At 67.6% G+C, this 990-nt stretch carries 1 protein-coding gene; it reads left to right on the top strand.

Annotation, left to right across the window (positions count from 1 at the left end):
• Positions 1 to 990, top strand: a 990-nt coding sequence (locus tag PV350_RS46705; RefSeq protein ID WP_500339323.1) for a hypothetical protein, incomplete at both ends; no start/stop codon positions are given.

The following is a 990-nucleotide window of genomic DNA, read 5'->3' as shown; positions in this document are numbered from 1 at the left end:
CAGCCTCCGCGCATCCCTCTACGAGGCGAGCTCTGGTGATGACGCGGTCACCCGTCTCGACCGGGCCGATGCTGCGCTGAGGGCGATGGGCGTCAACGAAGAGGATGTCTACCGCCTTCCATGGAAACACTGGCTGGGCGAAGAACCCGCAATCCGAGCCTTCACCCGCCGGCTGACCGGGTGGAGTATCGACGAGTGGGACGGGCCGGAGTGGGATGCGGTTGCCGCGGCATACCGTGCCGGCGAGGCGGTGGCGGCCGCCGTCATTATGCGGCTGGTCACCACCCGTAACAGCGTTGCGTTCACCAATTACCGCGAGGAGGTGGCTGCCGCACACGCCGGCGAGACCTCGGCCGCGGCGGCCCGCATCCTTGTGAACGCCTCTGGGTACCGGTCGAAGTTCAGCGGTATAGATGTCTTCGGCCTGAAATGGGCGGCCCTGTCAGCCAGTCAAAAAGCAGTTACTCGCACCCTGGTGAGCAGGTGGGTCGGCCCGGGGCACACTGCGCGCTGGGATGACAGCGACTGGGGTGTTGTCGTGGTGGCCGGCGGCTTCGGTGATGCGGTTACGGCCGCTGTCATCAAGCAAGTGACCAGCCGCCGTAACTACGCTGCGCTCGCCAGCTACAAGGCGGCGCTGATGGCCGCGGACCTCACGGGCATCGCGCGCGACATTGCGGGGGCGGCCACCCACATGATGCAGGCTGTTCACGAGCTGAGACACAGCGATATAGATTTCTTCGGCCTGGAATGGGCGGCCCGCTCGGTCCGTGAACAAGCCGAGATTGAAGCCCTGGTCCGCCACGCCGTGCCCGGCAGGTTGTTTACCCGCCCAACCGCGCGCTGGACTGCCCGCGAGTGGGGTGTTGTCGCCGTCGCCCGCGAGTACGCCGGTCAGGACGTCGCGGCGGCCGCTGCCCAGCGGCTAGCCCGATCCCCCCAGCCCCAGGAATGGTCAGGGCAGCGAGGACCGGCGGGTGGCCTGCGCGT

The organism is Streptomyces sp. PA03-6a, assembly GCF_033792765.1.
GTDB lineage: Bacteria > Actinomycetota > Actinomycetes > Streptomycetales > Streptomycetaceae > Actinacidiphila.
Note: the sequence above shows the minus strand (reverse complement) of the source record. Positions and strands in the feature narration are given on the sequence as shown.